At 57.4% G+C, this 19559-nt stretch carries 20 protein-coding genes, 1 tRNA gene and 4 pseudogenes; 17 read left to right on the top strand and 8 right to left on the bottom strand.

The features are described 5' to 3' along the window. Positions 1–17: 17 nt before the first annotated feature. The 7 genes and pseudogenes from ACA043_RS01570 (at position 18) to ACA043_RS01540 (ending at position 5702) form a co-directional block, all read left to right on the top strand. The gene (locus ACA043_RS01570; protein ID WP_497658492.1) at positions 18–1442 is read left to right on the top strand and encodes an L-lactate permease; all 1425 of its coding nucleotides are present in this window, start codon (positions 18–20) and stop codon (positions 1440–1442) included. A 27-nt stretch (positions 1443–1469) separates the two neighbouring features. Then, a complete protein-coding gene (locus tag ACA043_RS01565) occupies positions 1470–2948 on the top strand; it encodes an aminotransferase-like domain-containing protein (protein ID WP_497658491.1) in 1479 nt (492 codons plus the stop codon). 27 nt (positions 2949–2975) lie between these two features. Then, positions 2976–3323 (top strand): hypothetical protein, encoded by a 348-nt coding sequence (locus tag ACA043_RS01560; protein WP_497658490.1) that lies wholly within the window; start codon positions 2976–2978, stop codon positions 3321–3323. Between the two features lie 85 nt (positions 3324–3408). Then, positions 3409–3621 (top strand): annotated as a pseudogene (locus ACA043_RS01555) (DUF1016 N-terminal domain-containing protein); the annotation flags it as partial. 214 nt (positions 3622–3835) lie between these two features. Beyond that, the gene (locus ACA043_RS01550) at positions 3836–4810 is read left to right on the top strand and encodes an alpha/beta hydrolase family protein (protein WP_497658489.1); all 975 of its coding nucleotides are present in this window, start codon (positions 3836–3838) and stop codon (positions 4808–4810) included. A 28-nt stretch (positions 4811–4838) separates the two neighbouring features. Then, on the top strand, positions 4839–5252 hold the full coding sequence (locus tag ACA043_RS01545; RefSeq protein ID WP_489879692.1) for a hypothetical protein: 414 nt from the start codon (positions 4839–4841) through the stop codon (positions 5250–5252). Positions 5253–5258: 6 nt separating this feature from the next. Further along, positions 5259–5702 carry a hypothetical protein gene (locus ACA043_RS01540; RefSeq protein ID WP_187678893.1) on the top strand — a complete coding sequence of 148 codons (444 nt, stop codon included), beginning with the start codon at positions 5259–5261 and terminating at the stop codon, positions 5700–5702. Positions 5703–5772: 70 nt separating this feature from the next. Here ACA043_RS01540 and gabP read toward each other — a convergent pair whose 3' ends face one another. After that, on the bottom strand, positions 5773–7164 hold the full coding sequence (gabP, locus tag ACA043_RS01535) for a GABA permease (protein WP_187678894.1): 1392 nt from the start codon (positions 7162–7164) through the stop codon (positions 5773–5775). Positions 7165–7718: 554 nt separating this feature from the next. Between gabP and ACA043_RS01530 the strand changes: the two genes are divergently transcribed. The 9 genes from ACA043_RS01530 (at position 7719) to ACA043_RS01490 (ending at position 15827) form a co-directional block, all read left to right on the top strand. Next, on the top strand, positions 7719–8492 hold the full coding sequence (locus ACA043_RS01530) for an ABC transporter ATP-binding protein (protein WP_187678895.1): 774 nt from the start codon (positions 7719–7721) through the stop codon (positions 8490–8492). A 13-nt stretch (positions 8493–8505) separates the two neighbouring features. Then, positions 8506–9252: an ABC transporter substrate-binding protein gene (locus ACA043_RS01525; protein WP_497658488.1), complete on the top strand. Its 747-nt coding sequence runs from the start codon at positions 8506–8508 to the stop codon at positions 9250–9252. Positions 9253–9330: 78 nt separating this feature from the next. Beyond that, complete coding sequence (locus ACA043_RS01520) at positions 9331–10026, top strand: ABC transporter permease (RefSeq protein WP_187678897.1); 696 nt, start codon at positions 9331–9333, stop codon at positions 10024–10026. Further along, on the top strand, positions 10023–10712 hold the full coding sequence (locus tag ACA043_RS01515) for an ABC transporter permease (RefSeq protein ID WP_187678898.1): 690 nt from the start codon (positions 10023–10025) through the stop codon (positions 10710–10712). Before ACA043_RS01520 ends, ACA043_RS01515 begins: the two co-directional genes overlap by 4 nt. Continuing rightward, entirely contained in the window at positions 10693–11928 is a 1236-nt protein-coding gene (locus tag ACA043_RS01510) for a methyltransferase (RefSeq protein WP_497658487.1), read from the top strand. The genes ACA043_RS01515 and ACA043_RS01510 overlap by 20 nt, the downstream gene beginning before the upstream one ends. Positions 11929–12273: 345 nt before the next feature. Next, a complete protein-coding gene (locus ACA043_RS01505) occupies positions 12274–13089 on the top strand; it encodes an FkbM family methyltransferase (protein WP_497616046.1) in 816 nt (271 codons plus the stop codon). 76 nt (positions 13090–13165) lie between these two features. After that, positions 13166–13241: transfer RNA gene (locus ACA043_RS01500), tRNA-Thr, on the top strand. 237 nt (positions 13242–13478) lie between these two features. Beyond that, positions 13479–14636 (top strand): AAA family ATPase, encoded by a 1158-nt coding sequence (locus ACA043_RS01495; protein ID WP_497658486.1) that lies wholly within the window; start codon positions 13479–13481, stop codon positions 14634–14636. An 807-nt stretch (positions 14637–15443) separates the two neighbouring features. Next, positions 15444–15827 (top strand): DUF6124 family protein, encoded by a 384-nt coding sequence (locus ACA043_RS01490; RefSeq protein WP_401267724.1) that lies wholly within the window; start codon positions 15444–15446, stop codon positions 15825–15827. 33 nt (positions 15828–15860) lie between these two features. On the opposite strand, the gene ACA043_RS01485 is transcribed toward ACA043_RS01490, so the two are convergent. Next, a complete protein-coding gene (locus ACA043_RS01485) occupies positions 15861–16115 on the bottom strand; it encodes an ogr/Delta-like zinc finger family protein (protein ID WP_401267722.1) in 255 nt (84 codons plus the stop codon). A 228-nt stretch (positions 16116–16343) separates the two neighbouring features. On the opposite strand from ACA043_RS01485, the gene ACA043_RS01480 reads away from it, so the two are divergent. After that, a complete protein-coding gene (locus ACA043_RS01480) occupies positions 16344–16664 on the top strand; it encodes a thioredoxin family protein (RefSeq protein ID WP_401267719.1) in 321 nt (106 codons plus the stop codon). A 22-nt stretch (positions 16665–16686) separates the two neighbouring features. Here ACA043_RS01480 and ACA043_RS01475 read toward each other — a convergent pair. From ACA043_RS01475 to ACA043_RS01450, 6 genes and pseudogenes are all read right to left on the bottom strand, one after another. Next, positions 16687–17265: pseudogene (locus ACA043_RS01475) on the bottom strand (phage portal protein); the annotation flags it as partial. After that, positions 17220–17586: pseudogene (locus ACA043_RS01470) on the bottom strand (phage terminase large subunit family protein); the annotation flags it as partial. The pseudogenes ACA043_RS01475 and ACA043_RS01470, both read right to left, overlap by 46 nt. After that, complete coding sequence (locus tag ACA043_RS01465; RefSeq protein ID WP_497658485.1) at positions 17587–18012, bottom strand: type II toxin-antitoxin system HicB family antitoxin; 426 nt, start codon at positions 18010–18012, stop codon at positions 17587–17589. A gap of 31 nt (positions 18013–18043) precedes the next feature. Then, a pseudogene (locus tag ACA043_RS01460) lies at positions 18044–18124 on the bottom strand (type II toxin-antitoxin system HicA family toxin); the annotation flags it as partial. A 99-nt stretch (positions 18125–18223) separates the two neighbouring features. Further along, positions 18224–18904, bottom strand: a complete 681-nt coding sequence (locus ACA043_RS01455; RefSeq protein WP_497658484.1) for an RES family NAD+ phosphorylase — start codon at positions 18902–18904, stop codon at positions 18224–18226. Then, the gene (locus ACA043_RS01450; RefSeq protein ID WP_187678907.1) at positions 18901–19311 is read right to left on the bottom strand and encodes an MbcA/ParS/Xre antitoxin family protein; all 411 of its coding nucleotides are present in this window, start codon (positions 19309–19311) and stop codon (positions 18901–18903) included. Before ACA043_RS01450 ends, ACA043_RS01455 begins: the two co-directional genes overlap by 4 nt. Between the last annotated feature and the right edge of the window lie 248 nt (positions 19312–19559).

Below are 19559 nucleotides of genomic sequence, written 5' to 3'. Positions count from 1 at the left end.
GTTAAGGAAAACTGTGTATGAGCTCTCTCTTGTTGCAAATGTCACCCATCGCTCTGGTCATCGCACTGATCCTGATCGTCCGCCGGCCGCCGGTACAAGCCGCGCTGGCGGGTGTGCTGCTGGTGCTGGTGCTGTGGGCACTGGGCGCGGCCGGACCTGTGTCCGCCGCGATCACCTCGGCGATCTTTCAGGACACCACGATCCTGTTTCTCAGCACCGCGTGCGTGATCGTACCGGGGCTGGCCTTCGTCATTCTGGTTGAGCGCGGAGGTGCACCGCAGGCCATCGGCGCCTGGGTCAAGGAGCTCGGCTGGACGCCACCGGCACAAGTCATCTTCATCGTGCTGGGCCTGGCGCCACTGCTCGAAGCAATGACCGGTTTCGGCGTCTCGCTGATCGCTACCGTGCCCTTGCTCATGGGCCTGTTCACCCGCCAGTCGGGGATGAAAATTGCCTTGGCCGGCATGGTCATCATGCCGTGGGGCACCTTGGGTCTGGCCACTGTGATTGGCGCGTTGCTGGCGCATTTACCGGCGCAAACCCTCGGTAGTCATTCGGCGCTGATCAGCGCGCCGGTGTTCCTCTGCCTGGCCGCCATCGCCATGTGGCAGGGCGGCATCCGCACTGTTACGCCGTGGCTTGGGCTGATCGTGGTGACGGCATTGTTCGTCGCGGTACTGTTTTCCATCAACCTGTGGATCGGCCCGGAAGTTTCCGGTGTGCTGGCCGGTCTCGCCGTGGCCTGCGTGGGTCTGGGCATCTCATACGCGCAACGCAAGAAACTGGTGCGTTGGCCGAGCGCGGCATGGCCCTATCTGGCCTTGCTGGGGGTGATCGTGGCGTCGCGCGGGTTGTTTGTGCTGTCGGGCTGGGATGCGCTGTGGATCATCAAGGGCGAGCACGTTTCATGGAAGCCTTTGGCATCCCCGGGCCTGGCGCTACTGATCGTCACCCTGCTGATGGCCATCAAACAAAGCGCCGCAGCGGGTTTCCCCTGGCGTGCGCTGTTCAACCGGGCGAAGTTTCCGGTCACGACGATTTTCCTGTTCCTGCTGCTTTCTCAGGTGATGGTCAATGCCGGATTCCTCGTCGAGGCGCAGCGCACGCTGCAATCACTGTCGGGGCTTTCCCTGGCGCCAACGATCGCCTTGCTGGCGGGTATCGCCGGTTACGTCACCGGTTCCAACGTCGGCGGCAACACCCTCGTCATGCCGTCCATTGCCGCCCTGACCAGCGAACACGGCGCGTGGCTGGCCGCGATGGTCAACAGTGCCGCCGGGCATGGTGCGCTGGGATCGCTGTCGATTCTGTCGCTGATCACCGGGCTGGCGGGCGCCAATCGGCATGAAGAGAACAACCTGATCCGATTCGCCTTCGGCCTGGTCGCCCTCAACATCGTCATAGTTGCTGCAACGGGAGTCGTTTTGCTCTACTTTCTCTGAATTGTTTCGAGAAATAACAGAGAACTTATGGACAGGTTTGATTTACCGGACAAACGCTGGCGGATCGTCAAGGACTGGATTATTCGTCAGATCGAAAGTGGTGATTGGGCAGCCGAAACAAAACTGCCCTCGATCCGCACCCTGGCACGAATGTTTGAAACCAGCATCACCACCGTTCAGCGCGCCTTGGCTGATCTGGAAGCCGATGCCTATGTTTCGACCAAACCCCGAATCGGCTATTTTGTTTCGGCCTCGGGACACGCAAAACCCGCCAGTGGTTTCGATTTCTCAAGCGTCACCGTCAACGTCAATCATGCGGTGGTCGCGATGCTCTCCCAAGCCGCCTCGCGCACCACCGCGTCTTTGAACTCGGCCGTCCTGCACAGCGACCTCACGCCGAATGTGCTCCTCAACAAATGCCTTTCAGTGCTGGCCGGCAAGGCTGACAACTCGCTGACAGGACTCGTCGCGCCACCCGGCCTGCCGGCGCTGCGACGGCGCATCGCCGGGCTGATGCTGACCCGCGGCGTGGTCTGCGGGCCGGACGATATCCTCGTGACCTCGGGCGACACCATTGCCCTGGAACTGGCCCTCGAAGCCGTCGCGCCAAAAGGCGCTACGGTGGCAATCGAAACCCCGACCTATTACGGCATTTTGCAGACCATCGAACGCCTGGGCATGCGTGCCTTGCCGATCCGCACGCACGGCAGACTGGGCCTGGACGTGGATCATCTCGAAGAAGCGCTGAAGCTGAAAAAGGTCGCGGTGATCTTTCTCAACCCAACGCTGCAGAATCCCCGTGGTTTCATCATGCCCGATGAAACCCGCGCACGACTTTCACAGATCGCCCGCGAAGCAGACGTGCCGATTATCGAGGACGACATTTTCTTCGATCTGGTGCCAGAAGCGGACCGCCCGCGCGCCATCAAGAGCTACGACACCAGCGGGCAGACGATCTACTGCTCGTCATTCTCCAAGACCGTCGCGCCCGGTTATCGCGTTGGCTGGTGCCTGGCCGGCAAATACCGCAATGCCATTCTGGCGCAAATGTTTTCGCGCAACCTGGCGGTATCGAGCCTTGCGCAAAACGTTCTCAACGAATTTATCGGGCGCGGCTACATGGAAGAACACTGCGCCAGGCTCCGCTCGCAACTGTCTTCGCTGGCGAGCTTTGTCGAAGCACTGGTGCGCACGGACTTCCCCACGGGAACCGTGTACGTGCCACCGCGCGGAGGCTTCATCCACTGGATCGAACTGCCCGGGCACACCGACATGCCGGCACTGCAACAGTTGGCCACCGAACGCGGTTGCCACGTGGCCGGCAGCGGGATCTTTTTCGCCGACGGCCATGCAACCACAGGCGTGCGCATCTGTCTTGGCACAGCACTGACCCCGGGGGTGATCGAGATCTTGAAGGTGATTGCCGAGTGTGCGCACCTCGCCGGGCGACCGCCAAAAACGCAAGGCCAATTGACTCACCAACGAGAAGAGCCGGCAGTTTCCTGACCGTACAAGGACGCTCGCAGAATTGCCATGAATCAGAAACGAACCCGCATCCCCCTGCCCCACCCGCCACCGTATCGCCAGAGCCGTGCGACCTTCTGGCTGACCGTGTTCGTTGGCGTGCTGATCGCCTTCGCTATCAGTGCATCGATTTATACGTTGATCGAAAACTGGATCAACGGCTCGATCACCACAACCAACCGTGGCCCGAAGGACACCTATACCCTGGCCCTACAACCACGGCGATTTTGGATAGAGTTCGTGTCGCAGTGCATAGGTACCGTGTTTCTGCTGCTGATTGGCGTGTTCGGGTTGTGGATTTATCGCAAAGTGCAGGCGCCTGCGGAGAAGCCGAAGGGCAAGCGCACGCGACGCTAATCAGATCGGATTGACGTAGTCCACAGGCAGCAGGACGGTGTCCAGCGCGGCGTCTACGGGCAGGGATACGACTGTGATCAGGGGGTATGGCAAGCAGTTACTGCCGACACTGGCGAAAGAGCTGACGGCTCAATTCGGGAAGGGCTTTGATGCCTCCAACCTTCGGTACATGCGCCTGTTTTATCAAGCATTTCCAATTCGTGACGCACTGCGTCTCGAATTGAGCTGGACCCACTATCGCCGGTTATTACAGGTCGAAAACGACAAGGCACGCCAGTGGTACATGGATGAATGCGCGACCCTCAAGCTCAGTGAGGGCGACAAGCCGACCGTCGGGATCACTTTGTGCGCGCAGGACAACGAGGCGGTCGCGTGTTACTCGATCTTCAAAGGTAATGAGTAACTGTTCGCCAGCAGCTACAAAACGGTGCTCCCAAGTGTGGAAGAACTGCGGATTGTCCCTTGGGCGGACCGAGATTATTGTTGGCAGCTACCCGCGAAGGTCGAACGCCATGAGTTTTCAGGACACGCCCGAATTGGCAGATGTGCAGCAAACGTCGTCATCGGCAGCGCAGTTAGAAGGTGAACCCATCAAGGAAACAGCCGCCGACGGTTTTGTCCTTGGCGGTTTCACCTGGCGGCATGCCCTGCCCGATGTCCAGCGCCCGGTGGTGATCATCAACGCAGCCACGTCAGTACGCTGTCGTCATTACTCGCGGTTCGCCGCTTATCTGTTTGCCAATGGCTTCGATGTCATCACTTACGACTACCGTGGCATCGGCGAATCGCGTCCCGGCTCAATGAAAGGGTTGCACGCTTCGTGGACAGACTGGGGCGCACTGGATTTCGAAGCGATGCTCAAACGCGCGCAACGGGAATTTCCCGGTCAACCGATCGATGTGGTCGGGCATAGTTTTGGTGGCTGCGCGGCAGGCTTGGGCGAGTCAGGAAAGGTTATCCGACGGTTGGTAACGGTCGGCGCGCAGTTCGCCTACTGGCGCGATTACGCACCCGAACAGCGCTGGCGCATGTTCGGCAAATGGCATGTGCTGATGCCGTTGCTGACGCTGGTTTGCGGCTACTTCCCCGGCAAACGTCTCGGCTGGCTGGAAGACACGCCGGCAGGCGTTGTACGCGACTGGAGCACGCCCTCGCCGCGTTATGAAGGGCGGCCAAGCGGCCGGGTGATGCTGGCGAAAACCGGGCATCTGCCCTTCTCAAACCTGCGTGCGCAAACCTTGGCGATCAGCATCAGCGACGATCCATACGGCACAATTGCGGCCATCGAACGCCTGCTCAATTACTTCAGCAACGCCTCGAAAACCCATCTGCGCATCGAACCGCAGGACGTTGGCGAGCAACAAGTCGGACATTTCGCCTTTTTTCGCAGCGCATACCAAGCCACACTATGGCCCATCGCTCTGACCTGGCTGCAAACCGGCGAACTGGCCCCCGACACACCCGGGCGGCAAGTACCGCGCAGCTGAGCCCCTCCAACGCACGACGGAACACATCATGGCCTCCGCCAACAAGCAGCAAAAACGCGCCGCCCGGGCCAAAACCAAGGCCAAGCAGAACCGCACCAAACGTGCCGAAGCGCCGGTCGAGCTGGACCCGAACGATGATCGCATCGACTTCGAATCGGTGGACCTGACCGAACTGTTCAAGAAAATGATCGACGCCGAGAAGATCAGCCAACAAGCCCTGTGCACCGCGTTCCTCGAAGACCCGTTGCTTGAATTGGTCTATGAACAGGAAGGCGAAGAAGGCGCGATGGATTTCATCCTCGCCGCACTGATCGAGTATCGGCAGTGGTCGCAGGAAACCGACGAGGCAGGTGCCTTGGCGTGGATTGAATCCCCGGCCTTCCAGGCCGACTATGTGGCGGCCTCCGACGCGATCGCTGCACAAACCCAACAGAAGAACTGAGTTCCCATGGCATCCCTGAACAAGCAACAGAAACGCGCCAAACGCGCCAAGGCCAAAGCCAAGCAAATCCGTATGGTCGGCCGCAAACCGCTGGATCAGGACGACGACCTCGGCCACCTCGCCGAGCCGATCCCGGAATACACCCTGGCGATGTTCAGCAAAATGCGCGACGCCGAAGCCGTCAGCCGTAACGAGATGCTGCTGACACTGCTGCGTGAACTGGCGTTCATCATCGTCGATCACCCTGAACTGCTGGACATGGAAAACGCCGAAAACGAAGGCATGGCCGCCACCCACCTGGCCGCCGACATGCTGATCGACTACCGCATGTGGGCCGACGGCATGGACATCGAGACCGCCCAGGCCTGGCTGAGCGAACCGCAGTTCATCACTGACTTCGGGATTGCGCTGGATACTTACGGCAAGTCGCAGGAAGAGAAGAGCGAATAAACACCGCTCACAAATAAAAACGGCCGCTCGTCATCACTGACAGCGGCCGTTTTGCATTACGCGTTACGGATCAGTTCAACACCACCGCGCCACGTTTTTCCAGCTTGCGGCGGCGTGCCACCAGCAGGCCGGTAGCGACTACCAGCAGGCTCAACAGACCGGTGGCGAGGATTTCCACGCGGTGCGCTTCCTGGAACAGCATGATGGTCAGGGCCGCCACGATGAAGATGATCACCGCATAGGTCAGGCCCGGGAACAGCCACATGCTGAAGACGATTTTCTCGCCGCGAGCCATGCGCTGTTTGCGCATACGCAGTTGCGAGAACGCGATCACCAAGTACACCAGCAATGCGATGGCGCCGGAACTGGCGAGCAGGAATTCGAACACCGCAGCCGGGGCCACGTAGTTGGCGAATGTGCACAGGAACGCTGCGCCAGTGGACAACATCACCGCCCAGTAAGGCGTACCGCTTTTGTTGACCCGAGTCGACATGGCTGGGGCGTCACCGCGTTTGCCAAGGGAAAACAGCATGCGCGACGAAGTGTAGAGCGCCGAGTTCAGGCAACTGGTTACAGCGACCAGCACCACGATGTCGACGATCATTTTCGCGTTCGGGATGCCCATACGCTCAAGCACGGTCTGGTAGGAACCGAGGTTGGCCAGGGTCGGATCGTTCCATGGCACCAGGGCCACAACGATGAAGATCGACACGAGGTAGAACAGGCCGATCCGCCAGATCACCGAGTTGGTGGCCTTGGAGATTTGCTTGCCCGGGTTCTTCGATTCCGCAGCCGCGATGGTCACGATCTCGGTACCCATGAACGAGAACATTGTGGTCAGGATCGCGCCCAGCACTGCGCCCATGCCGTTTGGCAGGAAGCCGCCGCTGTCGAACAGGTGCGAAACACCGCTGACCTGGCTGTTTGGCAGGTAACCGAAGATTGCCGCCAGACCGAGAATGATGAAGCCGATGATCGCCAACACTTTGATCAGGGCGAACCAGAATTCGAACTCGCCGTAATTCTTCACGCTGAACAGGTTTGTCACGGTCAGCAACATCGTGATGATCAGAGCAAACGCCCAGATGCCCACATCGGGGAACCACGCGTGCAGGATGGTCGCGGCGGCGTTGGCTTCCAGCGGAATCACCAATACCCAGAACCACCAGTACAGCCAGCCGATGGTGAAGCCGGCCCAATGGCCGATGGCACGGTCAGCGTAGGTCGAGAACGAGCCGGTGTCCGGCGAGGCAACTGCCATTTCGCCGAGCATGCGCATGACCAAAACCACGAGGGTACCGGCGGCCGCATAGGCCAACAGCACGGCAGGGCCGGCGGCAGCGATGGCGTGGCCGGAGCCAACGAACAGACCTGCGCCGATAACACCGGCGATCGACAGCATGGTCACATGACGCGGTTTGAGCCCCTGTTCGAGGCCATTGGAGCTTGGGGTACTGCTCATCGAAACTACCTTTGCAAGGAAAGCGATTGCGTCCGGCCCGTCTGGTTTTTTCTTCTTCGTAAAAAGAATCCAACGGGGCGTTCCTTATTCTGCACGCAATATTTGCGCCAAAATATTTCAAACTCTTCTGGGATGGGGCTTTGCGCGCGACCGGACAGTCATCGCAAGTCATTGGATTTAATGGCAATCCGCCAGAGCGTTACCCAGCGACTCACTTTCCAGACGAAACAGCGCACCAGAAACACACTGAAAAAGTGTGGGATGCACAATAAAAGGGCGAATCGGGAACGTTCGGCCGGATAGCGCTTCCAACACCCCGCCAAAGCTGGCAACATCGCGCCTTTTTTTACGCGACACCCACGGGTTTGCACGTTCAAACAGCCGTTCGGTTGTTGATGGGGCGACAGTCTGCTGCGCCGATGCGACAACCTGCCACACGCCATCCGTTTACCGCTCGTAGCGCTGTTGGCTGCCATTGAAACGCTATGCTAGCTTGGCCGCCTCGCCAGGAAGGCCAACCAACAGCAGGAGCGCAACATATATGAGGAACGCACATGGCTGAGGCCACGCCCGCGCTTGAAATCCGCAACTTGCACAAACGCTACGGACAGCTTGAGGTGCTCAAAGGCATCTCGCTGACCGCCCGCGACGGCGATGTGATCTCGATCCTCGGTTCCTCCGGTTCCGGCAAGTCCACGTTCCTGCGTTGCATCAACCTCTTGGAAAACCCGCATCAGGGCCAGATTCTGGTCGCCGGTGAAGAACTCAAGCTCAAAGCCACCAAGAATGGCGAACTGGTTGCTGCCGACGGCAAGCAGATCAATCGCCTGCGCTCCGAAATTGGTTTTGTATTTCAAAACTTTAATCTGTGGCCGCATATGAGCGTGCTCGACAACATCATCGAAGCCCCGCGCCGCGTGCTCGGCCAGAGCAAAGCCGAGGCCATCGAAGTCGCCGAAGCGCTGCTGGCCAAGGTCGGCATCGCTGACAAGCGCCATGCTTACCCGGCGCAATTGTCCGGCGGTCAGCAGCAACGCGCGGCCATCGCCCGCACGCTGGCGATGCAACCGAAGGTGATTCTGTTCGACGAGCCCACCTCCGCCCTTGACCCGGAAATGGTTCAGGAAGTACTTAGTGTCATCCGCGCATTGGCCGAAGAAGGCCGCACCATGCTGCTCGTGACCCACGAAATGGGCTTCGCCCGTCAGGTCTCCAGCGAAGTGGTGTTCCTTCATCAGGGCTTGGTAGAAGAGCAAGGATCGCCACAGCAGGTGTTCGAAAACCCGCTTTCGGCGCGCTGCAAACAATTCATGTCCAGCAACCGCTAACGGAGCAACATGCATGCAGAATTTTAAAAAGGTCTTCCTGGCCGCCGCCGTTACCCTGGCGTTCAGCGCCGGTGCCATGGCCGAAACCCTGAAGATGGGCATCGAAGCGGCCTACCCGCCGTTCAACAATAAAGACGCCAGCGGCAACGTGGTCGGCTTCGACAAAGACATCGGCGACGCCCTGTGCGCCAAGATGAAAGTCGAATGCACCGTGGTCACTTCCGACTGGGACGGGATCATCCCGGCCCTGAACGCCAAGAAATTCGACTTCCTGATCTCTTCGATGTCGATCACCGAAGAGCGCAAGGGCGCGGTGGACTTCACCGAGCCGTACTACTCCAACAAGCTGCAATTCATCGCGCTGAAGGACAAAGAGTTCAAGACTGACAAGGACTCCCTCAAAGGCAAAGTGATCGGCGCCCAGCGCGCGACCCTGGCCGGCACCTTCCTGGAAGACAAAATGCCGGACGTCGAAGTGAAACTCTACGACACCCAGGAAAACGCCTATCTCGACCTGACTTCCGGTCGTCTGGACGGCATCCTCGCTGACAAATACGTCAACTACGAGTGGCTGAAAAGCGACGCCGGCAAAGCCTACGAATTCAAGGGCGACCCGGTAGAAGAAAGCGACAAGATCGGTATCGCTGTACGCAAAGGCGACCCGATCCGCGAGAAGCTGAACGCTGCGCTGAAGGAAATCGTTGCTGACGGTACCTACAAGAAGATCAACGACAAGTACTTCCCGTTCAGCATCTACTGATCCTGACCTGCGGGACCTGCGCCGTTATCTGACGGTGCAGGCTCCCGGCCCTGCCTGCCGCGATTTGAACAGAAATCCATGATTATCGACCTCTACGGATTCGGCCCGGCGCTCGCCGCTGGCGCGCTGATGACCGTCAAACTGGCACTCTCGGCCCTGTGCCTGGGGCTGGTGCTCGGTCTGCTCGGCGCCTTGGCCAAAACTTCCCCGTACAAGCCGCTGCAATGGCTTGGCGGCTTTTATTCAACGCTGGTGCGCGGCATCCCGGAATTGCTCTGGGTGCTGTTGATCTACTTCGGTACGGTCAACCTGATGCGCGCGCTCGGTGAGTTTTTCGGCAATCCCGATCTGGAACTCAGCGCCTTCGCTGCCGGCGTCATTGCGCTGGGCCTGTGCTTCGGCGCCTATGCCACGGAAGTGTTTCGTGGCGCGATCCTCGCCATTCCCAAAGGTCACCGTGAGGCCGGCGTGGCCCTGGGCCTGTCGAAATGGCGGATCTTCACCAAACTGATCATGCCGCAGATGTGGCGCATTGCTCTGCCGGGCCTTGGCAATCTGTTCATGATCCTGATGAAAGACACCGCACTGGTGTCGGTGATCGGCCTGGAAGAAATCATGCGTCACGCGCAGATCGGCGTGACCGTATCGAAACAGCCGTTCACCTTCTATATGGTCGCCGCGCTGATGTACCTCGGCCTGACCGTGCTGGCGATGACCGGCATGCACTTCCTGGAAAAACGCGCCGCTCGCGGCTTCGCGAGGAGCACCCAATGAATTGGGAAGTCATCATCAAGTGGCTGCCGAAACTGGCGCAGGGCGCGACCCTGACCCTGGAACTGGTGGCCATCGCCGTGATCGCCGGGTTGCTGCTGGCGATTCCGCTAGGCATCGCCCGCTCTTCGAAGCTGTGGTACGTGCGCGCTTTGCCTTACGCCTACATCTTCTTTTTCCGTGGCACGCCGTTACTGGTTCAGTTGTTCCTGGTCTACTACGGCCTCGCGCAGTTCGACGCTGTGCGCAACAGCTCAATGTGGCCGTACCTGCGCGATCCGTTCTGGTGCGCCACCGCGACCATGACCCTGCATACGGCGGCGTACATCGCCGAAATCCTGCGCGGCGCAATCCAGGCGATTCCACCGGGCGAGATCGAAGCAGCACGCGCCCTGGGCATGTCCAAACCCAAAGCGATGTTCTACATCATCCTGCCGCGTGCGGCGCGCATCGGCCTGCCGGCCTATAGCAATGAAGTGATCCTGATGCTCAAGGCCAGCGCGCTGGCCAGCACCGTGACCCTGCTGGAACTGACCGGCATGGCGCGCACGATCATTGCCCGCACCTATCTGCCGGTGGAAATTTTCTTCGCGGCGGGCGTGTTCTATCTGCTGATGTCCTACGTGCTGGTGCGCGGCTTCAAGCTGCTGGAGCGCTGGCTGCGCGTCGATGCCTGCCAAGGGCGCTGAAACGTCCCACGTGCTGACGGGCGAGGACTTACTCGCCCGCTTCACGGCACTGGACTCATTTCTCACGACGCATCAGGCGTTGTGGAAACCTCGACCGTTCACTTACTTGCAGCTTCCATGGGAAGCGTCCTATCCGGAGTTGGCCTTGTGGCTACGCGGGCGGTCGCTGGAGGATGCGGAAAACGCTCATAACCAACCTGCTGATCTTGCCGATGCGCCGGAGCCGTTCGCTTCATTGGCGGCGTTATCGGCTGAGTTGGGTGCGGTCGGTGAGTTGCCCGGATATGCGCTGGAAGCTGCGGGCCATCGCTTGAATGTCGATGTGCCGGGGCGCAAATGGCAGCAGATTGAAGCGTTTGCCAGTCGACTGTCCTTCGCATCGCAACCGACCCACTGGCTCGATTGGTGTTCCGGCAAGGGGCACTTGGGTCGACGTTTGTTGGGTGACGGCCAACAACTGACCTGCGTTGAATACGATCCTTCGTTGGTCGTCAGCGGTCAGGCATTGAGTCAGCGCCATCATCTGCATGCCTTGCACATCGAACAGGACGTGACCGCGTCGGACGCCGCGTCTTTATTGAACGCTGAACACACACCAGTCGCCTTGCACGCCTGCGGCGATCTGCATGTGCGCCTGATGCAACTCGCCTCCGCCAGCGGCTGCCGCCAACTGGCCATCGCCCCGTGCTGCTTCAACCGGATCAATCGCACTACGTATCAAGCATTGTCCTGCGCAGGTTTGAAGTCCGCCCTACAGCTGTCGCGGGACGATCTGGCACTGCCAATGAGCGAAACCGTCACCGCCGGCGCACGCGTCAGGCGCCAGCGCGACACGTCGATGGCCCGACGCCTGGCCTTCGACCTGTTACAACGGCAGTCGCGCGGCATTGATGAATACCTGCCAACCCCCTCGCTACCGAGCGCGTGGCTGGACAAACCGTTTGCTGACTACTGCCGCGATCTGGCTGCGCTAAAAGAGTTATCCACAATCGGGACGCAAGACTGGCCAGCGTTTGAAGCTGGTGGTTGGCAGCGGTTAGCCGAAGTTCGCAACCTGGAATTACTGCGAGGATTATTCCGACGGCCACTGGAGCTTTGGCTGAATCTGGATCGCGCACTTTTCCTCGTCGAGCAGGGATACTTCGTACGCCTCGGCGTCTTCTGTGAAACCGCGCTTACCCCCCGCAATTTCCTGCTGCTGGCCGAACGCGCTTAAACACGCAGCGCCTGTGGATAACTCTGTTGATAGAATTCTTGTGGATCCAATATCTCTGGATGTTTCGAGGCATTATCACTGTTGGTCATTTTTTGTTCACATAGATAAAAAACCTGTAAAACAGTGATTTGCGAACAAATTGAAAACATGTCCACAAAATCGTCGCCAAGCACGTTTGATGCCGTGCGTGTTGTGCATAAGCAGCCAACCAAAACGGCATAACCGCCTATTAGTAGGTCGGTAAAGTGAATAATTGCAGCCGCCTGAGACCCTTGCTATACAGGATCACAACGTGCCACCAGCGCACGCACGAACAAGAAAAAATCAGACCGACAGGAAGCGACCGTGACGTTCATTTCTTACGCACAGAATTTCGAAGACATCCGCCTGTGGCGCGCCCTCAGATACTTTGAAAATGGCTTCTATATCGATGTCGGCGCCAACGATCCGACCCACGATTCGGTCACCAAAGCCTTCTATGATCGCGGCTGGCACGGGATCAATGTCGAGCCAGTGCAGAACTACCACGACGCCTTACGTCAACAGCGTCCACGGGACGAGACCTTGCAATGCATTGCCAGTGATCAGCCCGGCGAAGTAACGTTCTACAGCATCCCGGATACCGGACTCTCCACTGCCGACCCCGCCGTTGCACAAGAACGCAAGAATCTCGGCATGGATGTGCACAGTCTCACCGTCAAGGCCCGCACCCTCAGCTCTATCTGCGAAGAGCATGCTGCCGACCGTCCCATACACTTTTTGAAAATCGACGTTGAGGGCCACGAAGAAACAGTCCTGCGCGGCATGGACTTCAACCGCTTCCGCCCATGGATCATCCTCATCGAAACACCGTGGGAGCGCGACCATACCTGGGAACATCTGATCACCGACGCGGGCTATCAGAATGTACTGTTCGACGGCCTCAACAGCTTTTTCCTTGCAGACGAACACCTCAACCTCAAACCCGCCTTCGACCTCCCGCCCTGCAACCTCGACAACTTCCAGCTCTGCAAGGGCCATGCCCTCGCCCACCCCGTCAATCCCGACCTGGAAACCGCCTTGCAACGGGCCGAACACGCCGAAGCACAGCTACGCGCCATGCAAAACAGTCGCGCCTGGCGCACCGTTCAGAAACTGCGCAACGTCCTGCGCAGAGCCTGATTCGAAGCCTGCGCAAAAATAGTCTGAATTCAGGGGTTTACAGGATCTTCCCAATCGCTATAATCGTCGCCCACACGCCGGTATAGCTCAGTTGGTAGAGCAACTGACTTGTAATCAGTAGGTCCCGGGTTCGACTCCTGGTGCCGGCACCATACAAAACGAAGCCCCTGCAGAAATGCAGGGGCTTTGTTGTTTCTGGCGTGTTTATATTCCTGGCAGTTTCACCCTCAGTGAAAATAGCTTCTCCCCTCGCACTTCGCGCGATTAACCACACTTCCTCTTACACACTTCGAAAGCGCGGACTCTGAACCGACAGTTCACATTTCCGTCTTTATGCTAAATTATGAAATAGCAATAATTATGGTGTACACATAAAAAGGTGGAATCGTATGAGCAGCATTTTTCAGCGTCCTGAACTGGCTGAGTCAATGGCAAACCAGCTTCTCAATCCAGGCGTACTCGACGAAGGTCTGCGCTCAGGCCTATTTCTATCTGGCCTGCGTCGCACAGGTAAAACGACGTTTCTGAGGAATGATCTTATTCCGGCCTTGGAAGAAGCAGGTGCGTTGGTCATTTACGTCGACTTATGGAGCGACACTCTGGCCAACCCGGCAACGCTCGTGCACAACGCCATCCAGAAAACCCTGAAAGACCTGCAAACGCCGGGTTCCTCTGCCTTGGAAACCTTCAAGCGCGTCAGCAATGTTGAAATCGGCGCTGCTGGATTTCAGTTCGGCTTCAAACTCGACAGCATTGGCAGCGCCGACGGCCCGACACTGGCCCAAGCACTCACCGAAGTAGTAGATCAAGCCAAGACTGATCTGGTGTTGATCATTGACGAAGTGCAGCACGCCATTTCCTCAGACGACGGTAATCAACTGCTGCTGGCACTCAAAGCCGCCCGCGATGCAATCAACCCCCGCCCCAATACTCCCGGCTACTTTCTGTTCATCGGAACCGGCTCCCACAGAGCGCAAGTCAGCGAACTGACCGCCAAACGCAACCACGCCTTTTCCGGGGCCACGTCAGCAGCCTATCCATTGCTGAAAGGCGATTACGTTGAATTCCTGCTCAACCGACTCGCAATGACAGTGAAGAAGGACAAGTTGCCGTCCCTCGAAGCCGCTGTCGAAGCGTTCAACACTTTGGGAAATCGACCTGAAGAAATGCTGAAGGCTCTACGTCAACTTCTGCAGCAAGAGGGTGAACCCGATCTGTTTCTACCCGTAATAGCCAGCACATTGCGTTCGGCGGCGGCGAGTATCGAGCTGGAAAAAGTCGAGCAACTGGGCAGCCTGGCTCAAGCCATATTCAACAGAATCGCGTCTACGAAAGGCGATGCGCGCGGAATTTTTTCCACAGACGCAGCGGCTGAATATTCAAAGTCAGTCGGGCGAGAGGTGCGGGTCGAAGAGATTCAACCGGTAGTGATTGCGCTGGTTGCCGAGAACATCATCATGCGACGCGGGCATGGGATTTACGCGATTACAGATCAGTTTGTTCAAGAGATTTGGCTGGAAGAACGGGCTTTGATTGAAGGAAGTTAGGCCGCAGGCTGATCTTGATCAGTTAAGACATCTGCGAGGCAGCTCGGGAGCATCATGTGAGTCCACACTGACTCGTAAACCAAATCGACGCGCGCCTGAGCGCGGCGAAAGATCGAGGAGTCAAGTGATGTCACACCACAAGAACACCATTGAATTACGCGAAAAAATGAGGAGTGTGGACACTCACTTTCATTGTTCATCGAACTTTGCACCGCCGATGTACATCTCAATCAACGCAGCAAACTGGCCTTGTCGGAATACGGGAAAAGCCGCATGGAGGCATTTGAAGATGCCGAGAATCTACTACGAAGCCAAGCCGAACCTCACGAAACGCCCCTGCCCCTTCGGCGCACAGCCTGATAGGTCCCCGCTCCCACTCGCTCTCGTCATCCCGACGCGTCGTCAAATCAATGTCTGACAGACAATCACCCAACCTAATCAGGCGCCTTACACACCGTTTGGCGCACACGTTTAAAAACACTCTGGGTTACGCCCAAAGGCCCACAAAACCTTGCGCCGCTGCCTACGCGTACGCCAGAATCCGCCGGCTTGTGCGCCTTGGAACCCACCGGTACCTTGAGCCTGTCACTGCCCATCAGTGATCGGGTTTAGTAGCCCGTGGTCCACCCAGGGCGCATAGCGCATCAGACAGTCAGGCATTTATTCACCTGCACTTTATGGTAGCTGTGCGTAGGGCGCTTTCGAGCGCGCCGGCTCCCTGGGTCCCCGGTCTACTAACCTGCGCACAGCTGCCACCTCTCCTTTTAGTAGAGAAGCGGTGTTGGCTCCTACTTTAGGACCCAGAGTATGTTCAAGATAACGCCAAACCCGCCGGGCACTGATCCGGCAGCCATCGCAGATCCAACATCCCCCTACGAATCGCCCGATTCGAAAAAACTCAACGACGCGGCCAACCGCGCGCTTGATCATTATTTACTCCCACCCACGGCCCAGATCATGGCCACACCGTATCGACCCAACCGCCTCTACATGGCCAACCCAGAGTCCGGCGCCGAATCCTTGTTAGTGGATGCGACTGAAACCCTGGGATCCGCCAGCGTGATGCTCGGCGACTTCGCCGGTGTACTGGAGGGCCACCATCGTAAAACGCTGCAGGGCATCGCCCAAATCGTGATGCTGGCAGAACTGGCGGTCAATCAGGTGCTGGATAAGTTAGTACCGACTGAGTAGCAAAGCGTAGCGGCGAGAGCTCATCTCTCGCCGCTACTTCAATGAGCCCAGCTGTTCAAAAAGATCACGCTGCTTATCAGGGGAAAGCGTTCGCAAACGGTTGAACAAGAGTCGATCAACCGCTTGGGCTGAAGGACTGAGTGTGTGTGAAAATGTAAGATTGGCCACCCAGGTGTGCCCACACGTTAAGGAGCCACATTGGCAGTAAAGCCGGGCGAACTCCGGTGACAGTTCGTCACGCGATACGATCCTTCCTTTTTCCCCACATGAATTGCAATTCACCCGCATAAAACTTCCCGCCAACTGCTTTTTTCGCTAACTTTATCGTTAACGTTCAAAAGTGCGCCCCTCACTATTTATTACCTTTTAAAACCACTTCTATAACGAACCAACCTTAAAACCTGTCAACTCTGACAGTGGCGACTTATCAATTTCAAAACGACAATCCTCTCCAATGGATGCTAGCTAAAAACTACCTCCCGCAGCCACCCCAAGTATCAGCATGGAGTATCAAAAATGGCCACCATAACTTTAACCGACCAAAACTTCGATGAAAATGTCTTGAGAGCAAATGTTCCTGTTCTGGTTTGCTTCAATGCAAACTGGGGCCCAGCGAACGATTTCCCAACCAAGATCATGCCGGAAATTGCAGAAGAAAAGGAGGGGAGACTAATAGTTGGAATTGCTGACATCGAACAAAGTTCCGTCGTTGCCTTACGATATGGTGTTAATGGCACACCCACATTTGTATTATTTAAGGATGGAAAAATAACAGAACATTCGAGAGGCGCAAAGAGCAAATCCGCCATACTAAATTTAATCAACCCCCACATCTAATATTAAAACACACCGCAGAACATCAATTATATTTCTCTGCTTTCCAATCTAACCTTTTGTCCGCGCTCAGCCTTTGATTAACCTGTAAAAACAACTGACTGATCGGGCGTATTTCGTTATTGGTATACACCCGATCAATCTTCTCAATATCCCCAAACCCCGCCGCATTCTCCGGCATCACCCCGGCCAGCGCCGGATTCATCCGCCACGCAGCAATCACGTCATTGCGCGTGATGTTCTTGATCCGCTCAAACTCGTCCTTCGTTGCGATGTCGCCCACCGGGATAATCTGAATCGCCTTGTCACCCCCGCCGGGAATATTGACGAACAACGAGCGGAAATCACACACGTCCTTGCTTCCCGCAATTTTCGCCTGGAGCGCTTTTTCGTCCTCTTCCGAAAGGTTCGGATCGTTGGTGTAAAACACGAACCCAGCGTGCGCGCCGTTGTTGAAGTAGCGACGACGAAACAGCGTGGCCGACTCGTTGAGCAACAGCGCATGCATGCCGCCCAGATAATCCGGCACCCCATAAATATTCTGTTCCACGTCGTAATCCATGACGTGTTCCACCTCATCCTCTTCAAAGTGCAACTGCTTGCCCCCGACTCGATGCAGTGGCCCTGAATCTTGTCCTGAGCCTTGAGTACCAGCGTGTTTTTGGTCTCAAGGCTGAGTTGATCGGCGCGGCACGCGGATTTAAATCGCACACTAAAGCAAACACCCATAGCCGACGCCGGCGATATCAATGTGCTGAACGTTGAAGTGTTCGCAGATTTTTTTTATTTGTGCGGCCAGGTAAGTGGACGAATGCTCACGCCAGGAGTGCTTCTCCAGAATTCGGTACTTACCACCCGGATACAGCGGCGGTGCGACCACCACGCAAGTGGCATCGCCTAGGAGGCGGTTAGGATCGTATCCAACCTATGCAGCTTCAACCGAAATCGAAATCCGCCGCCCAAGCTGTTGCAACGCACGCTCGACATTCTCGATCTTGGAGTGGTGCAGGAAATCGACCAGGCGATCTACCTGAGGCCGTTGCACAGCGAGACGACGCGCCAGTTCGGCCTTGCTCACACCGGACTCCAGAAGCGTATTCCACAGCGCAACCTTCGCGGCAGTTAGCGCAGGCAGACGTAATAAGACGTCACTTTCCTGTTCTCCTGCCTGCCCGGTCGGAATCAACCGACGATCATCAACGTAAATCGACAGTGCTGTCTTGATCGCATCAATAGCGGTGTCCAACGCCTCCCTGAGGGTGTCGCCGACGGCGTGCATCTCGGGAATTTCTGCGCAGGATAGCCAGACGCTGCCCGGCTCTTCGTGAGCTTCCAACGCATATTCGAACATCACAGTTCCTCTCATGGGTTACAGCCGAGCCTCAATCCTTGAGGCCCAGCTGTTTGATTATCGATTTTCTCAACCCTTCGCCCATTTCCTTGGCTCCGTGGTCGGGAAACACCTAGCCAAGGTGGTGAAAATGATGGATGCGCTATCAGAAAGCCACTGACGAAAATCGCCGATACAAAGCCCTCGCATTACTGCGAGGGTTTTTTGCGTTTCAAACCTCACTGACCTCAAACACAAACGAAATCCTACGCTGGCTCGCGCTCCACACATAACGCAGATGCTTGCCCTGCTTGGGAATCGATACCGCCGGCGGCCGAAACGCGGCGACGCATTCGTGGCCGGGTAAGCGCACGCTGTTGTAGAGCAGACCCCAGGATTGGGCCTCACGCAGTTGCCGGGCGAATGCCTGGGACGGGCTGTAAGCGTCGGGATCCGGGTTGTGCATGTCCGGGTAATCGTGGCGGATATCGTGCAGCGGTTTGACGACCTTGTTGGCGTAGGTGCGCATGGTCAACTCAAGATCCGCTTCCTGCGTCGCGGCGAGAAAACGCTCCTGGTGATAACAGGTTTCGGCGATGGCGGCTGCCTGGCTGCTGGCGGCGTAGTAGACGCCGAAGGTGCCGTCGCAGAAGCGGCTGCTTTTGCCGATGTGGGTGAACGCAGCCATGACCGGGGTCGAGCCGGGGCCGGAAAGTCGATCTTCCGGGCGCACTCGGGCAAGCACGCCGGCCTGTTCGATCAGGCGATCATTGGTCAGTGCCTCGATGGCGTAGGCGATTTCCAGGTCTTCGGGGTCGAGTACGTCTTCGAACAACGCAATCGGCGGGAAGCTGCTGTTGACGATCCGGTAAGCCCGCGGCCACTGCGGATCGGCCAGCGCTGGCGCGTTCAACCGCGCACTCCGTCGAGGTAGCGCCGTACATCGGCAATGTCCACAACGCGCCCGGCCAGCATGTAATCCAGCGCGGTTCGACCATTGAAAGGCGCGGCGGTGTTTGGACTACTGACCCATGTATAAGCGCGCTCACGGCTGTTGCTGAAGATGATGCTCAACGCCTTGTGAATCCCCATCAGATAGGAGATGCGCTCGAGGGTGTCGTGGGGCAGGCGCACGTTCGGCGGCAGGTGTTTGTACTTGTAGAACGTGGTGTTGCCGACTCCACCGAGCAACGTGCGTTGCTGATCGGCATTGCAGCCCCATCGCTCCATGAGGTTGAAGAAAAACTTCAGTGCGACGCGACCGGCTTCGGGGGCGTCGAGTTGTTCGCGTGGGGTGAGGGCTGGGGTTGAGGTGGGCATGACCGCCTCCATTGGTAGCTGACATGACTTCAAGCCTAGTACAGATACGGATATTTGTTTTCTTTTAATCCGCTAACGAATCAGCTCGTTAACCCAATATGAATGTTAAAAACGCCGTGATTTGTTATTTCGCGTGAGTTTTTTTGACCTTCATCACCCCCAAGTCATCAAAAAACCCGATCCTGTGTCAGCTTCCAGCCATCGGCAGGGACATCAATTCGCTACTAAACCCGCGACAACTATGCTCA

This window comes from Pseudomonas sp. LBUM1648 (genome assembly GCF_059716145.1).
Note: the sequence above shows the minus strand (reverse complement) of the source record. Positions and strands in the feature narration are given on the sequence as shown.

Excerpts from the sequence above, each read along its gene's own strand:
- ACA043_RS01570 (WP_497658492.1), top strand. The coding sequence starts at position 18 with ATGAGCTCTCTCTTGTTGCAAATGTCACCCATCGCTCTGGTCATCGCA.
- ACA043_RS01565 (WP_497658491.1), top strand. The coding sequence starts at position 1,470 with ATGGACAGGTTTGATTTACCGGACAAACGCTGGCGGATCGTCAAGGAC.
- ACA043_RS01560 (WP_497658490.1), top strand. The coding sequence starts at position 2,976 with ATGAATCAGAAACGAACCCGCATCCCCCTGCCCCACCCGCCACCGTAT.
- ACA043_RS01550 (WP_497658489.1), top strand. The coding sequence starts at position 3,836 with ATGAGTTTTCAGGACACGCCCGAATTGGCAGATGTGCAGCAAACGTCG.
- ACA043_RS01545 (WP_489879692.1), top strand. The coding sequence starts at position 4,839 with ATGGCCTCCGCCAACAAGCAGCAAAAACGCGCCGCCCGGGCCAAAACC.
- ACA043_RS01540 (WP_187678893.1), top strand. The coding sequence starts at position 5,259 with ATGGCATCCCTGAACAAGCAACAGAAACGCGCCAAACGCGCCAAGGCC.
- gabP (WP_187678894.1), bottom strand. The coding sequence starts at position 7,164 with ATGAGCAGTACCCCAAGCTCCAATGGCCTCGAACAGGGGCTCAAACCG.
- ACA043_RS01530 (WP_187678895.1), top strand. The coding sequence starts at position 7,719 with ATGGCTGAGGCCACGCCCGCGCTTGAAATCCGCAACTTGCACAAACGC.
- ACA043_RS01525 (WP_497658488.1), top strand. The coding sequence starts at position 8,506 with ATGCAGAATTTTAAAAAGGTCTTCCTGGCCGCCGCCGTTACCCTGGCG.
- ACA043_RS01520 (WP_187678897.1), top strand. The coding sequence starts at position 9,331 with ATGATTATCGACCTCTACGGATTCGGCCCGGCGCTCGCCGCTGGCGCG.
- ACA043_RS01515 (WP_187678898.1), top strand. The coding sequence starts at position 10,023 with ATGAATTGGGAAGTCATCATCAAGTGGCTGCCGAAACTGGCGCAGGGC.
- ACA043_RS01510 (WP_497658487.1), top strand. The coding sequence starts at position 10,693 with ATGCCTGCCAAGGGCGCTGAAACGTCCCACGTGCTGACGGGCGAGGAC.
- ACA043_RS01495 (WP_497658486.1), top strand. The coding sequence starts at position 13,479 with ATGAGCAGCATTTTTCAGCGTCCTGAACTGGCTGAGTCAATGGCAAAC.
- ACA043_RS01490 (WP_401267724.1), top strand. The coding sequence starts at position 15,444 with ATGTTCAAGATAACGCCAAACCCGCCGGGCACTGATCCGGCAGCCATC.
- ACA043_RS01485 (WP_401267722.1), bottom strand. The coding sequence starts at position 16,115 with ATGCGGGTGAATTGCAATTCATGTGGGGAAAAAGGAAGGATCGTATCG.
- ACA043_RS01480 (WP_401267719.1), top strand. The coding sequence starts at position 16,344 with ATGGCCACCATAACTTTAACCGACCAAAACTTCGATGAAAATGTCTTG.
- ACA043_RS01465 (WP_497658485.1), bottom strand. The coding sequence starts at position 18,012 with ATGTTCGAATATGCGTTGGAAGCTCACGAAGAGCCGGGCAGCGTCTGG.
- ACA043_RS01450 (WP_187678907.1), bottom strand. The coding sequence starts at position 19,311 with ATGCCCACCTCAACCCCAGCCCTCACCCCACGCGAACAACTCGACGCC.